The sequence below is a fragment of the Acinetobacter sp. ANC_7511 genome (genome assembly GCF_056779975.1).
In genome coordinates this window covers 1-7,363 of record NZ_JBWYIY010000035.1, presented here as the reverse complement: position 1 = coordinate 7,363, position 7,363 = coordinate 1, and the positions used below count along the sequence as shown (strand labels likewise).

Below are 7,363 nucleotides of genomic sequence, written 5' to 3'. Positions count from 1 at the left end.
ATTTCTTCTTCAAAAATGGCTGAATCTTTATACAGCGAAGTATGTACACGGTCACTTTGAACCAGTTCGTTGTAATCAATTTCGATATTTTTAATTTGGATTGCATTATCCATAATTTGCCCTCATTACTATCTTTAAAAGATCATGTTTCTTACTAATAAATTACCTGTTTATAACCTATATTAATTAATCAACTAAGACTATTTTCTAGTTGAAGATTTAATATTAAATTCAATTAATTAGAGTATTAAATTGAATTTATAATCGAAATAACTCATTCATTTTTAAAGCCTTGAATTTAAACGACTCCCCATAGTCTTAAAGTTCTTGTATCCAGTCTTACAAACCACCTAGATTACGAGAATAGAAAGTAAGTTCTAAGTTGCCTAAATTGTGAATAAGACTTGTGGAGACATAGTTACTTGTCTATTACCATCTGCTTCTTAAACTGATGTGATTTATTTGGATCAAAGATTTTTGCAATTAGGCATAATTTTTCATCTTTGTTATGCCCTGAAACTAGTTGCAAACCAACCGGTGTGCCTAACTCCGTTTCTAGAGGCAGGGTAATCGCCGGATGACCAGAAACGTTAAATGGTCGTACTAATGCAGTTAAATTTAATAGCTTAAGCGGATCATTTATTTCACTTAGTAGTGGCGGCGCTGTAGGCAATGTAGGTAGTAACAAAGCATCGTATTTCTTCAGCAATAGATCTAGTTCAGCTTTAAATAAATGCTGCACATCTTGTGCTTTTTCATATTGTTCAATGGTAATTTGAGATGCTGCTAATAATCTTTTTCGAATGTCTGTACCCAATTTACCTGTGGTTAGCAAATGTGAAAATGAATGCCAATTTTCATAGCTGATTAAAGTCATACCTGCCTCATATGCAGCATTAAAATGACTCAGCTCCATCTCTTCAAAGTGAATGTCATTGATCTGAGAAACATGTCTATTAATGCACTCCCAAACCAGGTCATCCGCATCGACACGTAAAATACCAACTCTAGGTATATGCACTTGATTATGCTGAACCTTAGAAAGGTCAAAGGTTGGGTCAATAATTTGCATAGCTTGAATAAGCATATTCATATTATTAGCAAAAGGCCCAACACAATCTAAGCTAGAATATTGCGGTAATACGCCTTTGCGGCTTATTCGTCCATATGTTGGTTTAAGACCACAAACCCCACAACAAGCCGCTGGTAATCGAATAAATCCGCCAGTATCTGTTCCTATTGAAAAGTCACAAATTTTCTCTGCAACAGCTGTGGCAGATCCACTAGAAGAACCTCCAGGAATTAAATGGAGATATTTAGGATTTATCGGACTACCTGTATACTCATTTAAACCTGTAATACCAAATGCCAGTTCATGTAAATTAGCTTTACCTATAATTTCACAGTCATGTTCTAAAATATTTTCTACTACATCAGCGTGCTTTATTGCTGCAGATATATTTGCTAAAGTCGAACTAGCAGCACATGTAGGATATTTCTGAATATCAATTGTGTCTTTAATGACGACTTTTATTTCTCCAATCCCTAAATGAAGATTTTGAACCAAAGATGTCATATTTTCTCAACCTATGATGTACGATTTCAGATCACTACAGACCTAAACTTGACTTTCTATAAGTTATATACATGCCCTTCGATTATCACAAATTAGTGATGCTTATATATGTCCAAATACTATTAGCGATATAAATTTAATACTGATCAAATTAAGGAATATTGAAATACCCAAGAAAACTAGGAATCATACTTTTAGATTAGTTTTACTGGACTGCTTACAAATCCTGTAAATCACGAGTGGATGTAGTACAACAAGCTCTGAAAACACTTTTAAAGAAAAGACGAAATTCGCCTTGGAGACTAGGAGTAGTTCATATCTGATTATCAGGTATTTACCAAAGTGTTTGTTATTCAATCATTAATACTTCCTTCTAACTGCACATTTACTTCACTAAATTTCATTTAATAAACTAAAGATTACTACTGTAATCTTTAGTTCATATATTTAAGACTTAAATTAGTTTAAAAAAAATTCAATTAATTTATGATAGCGTCAGCCTAAATCAAAATAAGTATTTGAAATAAATAAATTTTAATTCAATCAATATAACCAATTGTATATCTCATGTATAAGGTCATCTCTGTGAAAACAGAAATTGAACTGAAGGTTGGACTGCTCCCAGTATCCTAGACACGAGACAGCCTCATTTTGAAGCTGCCTCGAATGCTTCTGAGCTCATTCCGTCGAGGTGTGAATGACGCCTGATTCGATTGTAAAACATCTCGATATAATCAAACACATCTGCACGCGCTATTTCTCGTGTTTTATAGATCCTCTTTTTAATTCTTTCCTTCTTTAAGCTGCTAAAAAAGGATTCTGCAACAGCATTGTCCCAACAGTTTCCACGACGACTCATACTTGGAACTAAATTATGCTTCTGACAGAATTTCCGCCAGTCTCCACTGCTGTAGTGTGAGCCTTGGTCTGAGTGTATGATCACAGGTTCATTGGGTCAGCGTCGCCATACCGCCATAAGAAGTGCATCTAAAACGATATCCTTGGCAAGCGTAGGTTTCATTGACCAACCGATGACTTTCCTTGAATATAAATCGAGAACCACCGCCAGATATAACCAGCCTTGCCAGGTGCTTATGTAGGTAATATCAGTTACCCACGAGGTATCAGGTTACAACAAACTCTCGATTTAAATGGTTAGGTGGCACAATCTGAGGACGACCACGACCATAACTTTTATGCTTCTTATATCCTCGAACAGCGGTAATGCCATTGTCTTTCATGATCTTCAACACACGATTAGGTCCACAGCTTTCACCTAGCTCTTTAAGATCCAGCGTAATGCGACGATAACCATAGATGCCATAACTGGCATCATAAGAAGAACGGATTAGTTGTAATAACCATCTATCTTCAATTGTTCTGCCTGATTCGGGTTCATGTAGCCAAGCATAATAGCCAGCACGAACAATCTTAAGAACTCGACACATCGTTTTAATCTTAAATTGATGGCTGTATTCCAGAATAGACTGATACTTTACTCGGGCAGGCTTGCAAAGTACCTTGCGGCCTTTTTTAAGATGTCCCGTTCCTCTTCAGTCTGTTTAAGCTGACTTTTAAGGCGAAGGATTTCTTTCTTTGCCTCGAGCAATTCATGTTCATCAGGGCTGTTGCGTAAAGGTTGCACTGCCTTTAGCCATTTATAAATGCTGTGTTGTGATACGCCTAAACGTTCTGCGACATCAGTGACAGAATATCCACGTTCAGTAATCAATTTAACAGCTTCATCTTTAAACTCTGGGGTGTATCGTTGTCCACTCATAATGTTCTCTCCTATGTAAAAGAATAGACGATATTTGTCTAGGAGAGTGGTGGCAGTCCAGTGAGACTTGATCTGACAGGCACAATAAAAATGGGTAACTGCCAGATCAAGTTTTATCTAGTACACTTCATGCATATTTAAATACAGTCCAATAACTTTATATTCACTTTTCAAAAAGTTCACAAAAAGGAATATATTCAACCTCTCTTGGAATTAAAGGCTCGTCATCAGGTCTTAATGCTATTCTTTCGATATCATTAACCCCAACCTCCCAAGCATTTTTAATAATAAGCTCTTTCTTCTTAATAGAAAACTTTTCAAATTCAGGATATGGATAGAATTGATTATTAAAAAATGCACCAAAACTTAACTTATATGAGCCATATTTCTTATATTCTTTTTCAAAATTATTCCAATTTTGATTTGTAGATGGCGTCATTTCATGAATACGGCTAAGCATAGTCATAAGTTTATATTTATCATTAGTCATAATATTTTCTGATATCAAAACTCTATAATGATATGGATTATCTTTAGATATCCCCCTTATTATAGAAAATCTAAGTCTTTCCAAATTATCAACCTGACCTAATTGCTCGTATAAATCCATAAAGACATTTTCTCCTCCTGCTTTCTTAAAAATCAAAAAGATAATAGGAGGACTATCAACGAAATACATAAAAGCTAAACCGTACCATCCTGCTTCATCCCATAATTCAGGTTTTATAAGAGTAGTAATAGCAATTTGATCATGGCGTATAGAATCTAAGTTTTCGAAATTTGGAGCATTTTTTTGGTCCCCCATCTGAATTTTTTTAGCTTCGTTTTGTATATTTTTAGGATTTTTCTCATCCCATGGTAATTTTCTAATTAGTTCGAATCTAGTTCCTTTATTACCATTGAGGCAATCTACGAAATTTTTATGAGCATCTCTTCCCATAACATTATAAATCGCACCAAAACATGTACTAAAAGCAATTGATCTTGTAATTGATAAGTCATTTTTAAAAGATGATTCTAAAAAATCATCAATATTAGGAATATGATAGATCTTGACCAAACATTCTATTATGAATTGGACAGACCATTCAAAAAATATCTTTTCCCTATTTTTATCTAAATAACCCCATTGAAAAGAAGAACAGAAAATATCTACAACCCATCCTTTCGGAGATTTATTAAACTGATGTGTTATGGTGCAATTTTCATCATCGTCCCCAATAATATTTATGCTTAACGAGCTAATTTTTGTAAGAACATTCTCAATTGGATTTGTCGAAAAAAAATTTTCGATTGTAGTCAAAATAGATTCTGTTAATTCAATATAAGGAGAGCGATTAGGGAAATGAACTTTAAACTCACATCCTGCTACTTTTGTTGTGTAAACATTAGACTTTCCTAATGTAGGTAAAACTTTGGATGTAGGATGCTCAATATCTGCATCTCTTATCAATATAAGAGTACTTTCATGATCATCAATATCTGAAACTTCAAACTCTTCTTTGAATTTATCTTCATAACCTAAAAGGTAGATTAAGACTCCATATGAAGAGAAAAAACCAAGCTTATCTAGGAAATCAGGTAAATATTCAAATTCTTTAATTTGTTCCAATGAACAATTTAATAATAAATGTGCAATACAACCATCAAAAATAGTTATTTTATCCGGACTAATATAATTATCATCAATAGCATTTGAGCTTAAGAAGGCTAATTCTGCCCAATGCAAGGATTGGGGAATCCTTCCCAACTCCAACTCTTTCCATGCAAGTTGCCAATACACTTTTATAGCTGAGGGTAAGATCAATTGTTCTTTATGAAAATAATTCGCTAGAAGGGATGCAGAAAATAATAAACTTCCTCTACTTGCCCATTTAAGACCAACTTCTGAATATGCTTCAGACAATAATATATTTGCATAAACCATTTCATCATATGTTTCTCTTTTATTTAAACCTGCAAAAGCTTTACCTAAAAATTTAATCGCTAGGTAAGGCTTATTATCTTTTAATCGCTTTAAACCACGGTTAAGTTGCAATTCCGCTTTTTTGACCTCACTAAGTCGTAAACCTGCTTGCTCAGTGAAATAATCTAAAAGATCTTCGTACTCTTCATATTTATCAAAAATGATATCTAACTGTTTAAATAGATTAAAAAATTTATCAAAAGGGAAACCTATTAAATTACTTCCTAATTGACAATTTTTAAGAGTTCTTATTAATAATTCTTTGCAATATTTATCATCTTGGAATTTAAAAATTAACTGTAATAAATCTAAGTGAATAGATGCCATCAATGAATTGCTTGGACGACTTTCATCTTTTGATATCTGATCCAATACGCTGATGGTATGTTTACAAATATTGTCTATATCTACATTGCGCTGTATATCATCTGAGTAACTATATCTTCCATAGTAAATTGTTAATAAATTTACTAGCTTTTCCCAATTTTCTGAGTTTGTATTACCATTAAGATTTTCAAAGGTTAGCTCTAAGTTATCCTCAAATATTGAATAATCTTCAAACCACCAATGAGCAGCCCAAGCATACTGATAATGAGCTTCTAATAGTTGATTCGATGTGCCGAACTTCTTCGCAACTCGTATAGCCCTATCAAATAAACCCTGAGTATCAATTATAGCTAATTCTAATTCCTTACTCAGAATAGCTACCTCTAGGAAATAATCTACCTGCTCCAATGAAATTTTAGATGGGTCTACAGTTTCTTTAATGAGTTTAGTAAGTCTATCTAATTCTTTTTGTTTCTGATAATCATCAGCACTTAACTCAATTTCCCGTTTATAAGACGTGGGAATACTTAGTGTATCAATTGCTAGAAATTCTAACTGATTTTTATAAATTTGATCTAATATCCAACTTAAATCCAAAATACGTATATCTATTGAATATTGCTTATTTAATTCATCTTCTAGTTTACTTCTTTGATCAGCTTTAATTGATTGATTTGTTATACAGAAGATTTTTAAATAACCTCTATATGTTTCGATAATTTTTTTAACATCTTTTTTACACTTGGATTTCCAGTCTTTTTGGGTACTTACAGCAAACGCCCAACGCTCCTGGTGAGCACCCTCATTTAACCCCTCATACCACAATAGTTGGTTCTGTGATGATACAGGAAATGTTTGAGTATCTGTTTTTCCATCACCACCAGCAACAGGTCCTGTTTGTTCCAAAAGATTTGGACAAATAATTTTTTCACATAATTTTTTTGCAAATGTTTCAAATTCTAGTTCTTGGCTACGTATATTAAGTGTAGCTAGATAATGCTCTAACTGAACCCTATCCAATGTTCCAGATTCAACTACAATAGAGCTAGAAAACTCTTCTGGTCTTCTATCTTTTAAAAATTCTTTGGCAGAAAACTCTTTTGAATATTGCATCACACACCAAATTTTAAATTTTATTTAATTTATAATAACTTAGATTGATTTTCAATCAATTGGTAACAGATGAAAGAAACAATTTTTTGGTCTAGATCTTAATAAAAAATATACAATATTTCTAGAAGATATTAATTCACTGTTCCTAAAATATTCATGTTAAGTATATTTTAAAAATTACGTTCACATATGGAATTTTTGATATCAAAAATGAATTTTTATAAAATTTATATGGATTTTTTTTAGTATTTTTATTTTAGGTATTTTTTCTAATTTTTAACTTAAATAACAGTATGTTATGAAATAATTCCATATTTTAATATATACATTAAAGCCGTTGTTGTCCATCCAAAACATCTATATGTTGTTCTTGTGGAATATTTTCATAGTACTCGCAATATTGGTTATTCTTTTCATCATAATTCAGCATAAATTTATAAAATTTATACTTATTAATATTTTGCTTCTCTATATTCCAAAATAATAGGGTTCTTTCATAAATCATTTTTAACTCAGTTCTAAATTATAAATCCCTGCGATTAAACTGAATCTTAATCCCAATCTTTTGCCACGGTTGCGATATCGCTCAGCAAGGATTTTG

The 7,363-nt window shown here is 32.6% G+C and carries 3 protein-coding genes and 2 pseudogenes; all 5 read right to left on the bottom strand.

Going from position 1 to position 7,363, the window contains the following annotated elements; all coding sequences use genetic code 11:
- Positions 1–113, bottom strand: a 113-nt coding sequence (locus AC1M9L_RS14605; RefSeq protein ID WP_481592536.1) for a hypothetical protein, incomplete at its 3' end; no start/stop codon positions are given.
- 305 nt (positions 114–418) lie between these two features.
- Positions 419–1,576, bottom strand: coding sequence for an amidase (locus tag AC1M9L_RS14600; RefSeq protein WP_481592535.1), 1,158 nt, complete (start codon positions 1,574–1,576; stop codon positions 419–421).
- Positions 1,577–2,222: 646 nt separating this feature from the next.
- A pseudogene (locus AC1M9L_RS14595) lies at positions 2,223–3,356 on the bottom strand (IS3 family transposase).
- Positions 3,357–3,519: 163 nt separating this feature from the next.
- The gene (locus AC1M9L_RS14590) at positions 3,520–6,762 is read right to left on the bottom strand and encodes a hypothetical protein (protein WP_481592534.1); all 3,243 of its coding nucleotides are present in this window, start codon (positions 6,760–6,762) and stop codon (positions 3,520–3,522) included.
- Between the two features lie 507 nt (positions 6,763–7,269).
- Positions 7,270–7,363 (bottom strand): annotated as a pseudogene (locus AC1M9L_RS14585) (IS5/IS1182 family transposase); the annotation flags it as partial.

Bases quoted from the DNA above. Each gene is read 5' to 3' on its own strand.
- AC1M9L_RS14600 (WP_481592535.1), bottom strand. From the start codon at position 1,576: ATGACATCTTTGGTTCAAAATCTTCATTTAGGGATTGGAGAAATAAAA.
- AC1M9L_RS14590 (WP_481592534.1), bottom strand. From the start codon at position 6,762: ATGCAATATTCAAAAGAGTTTTCTGCCAAAGAATTTTTAAAAGATAGA.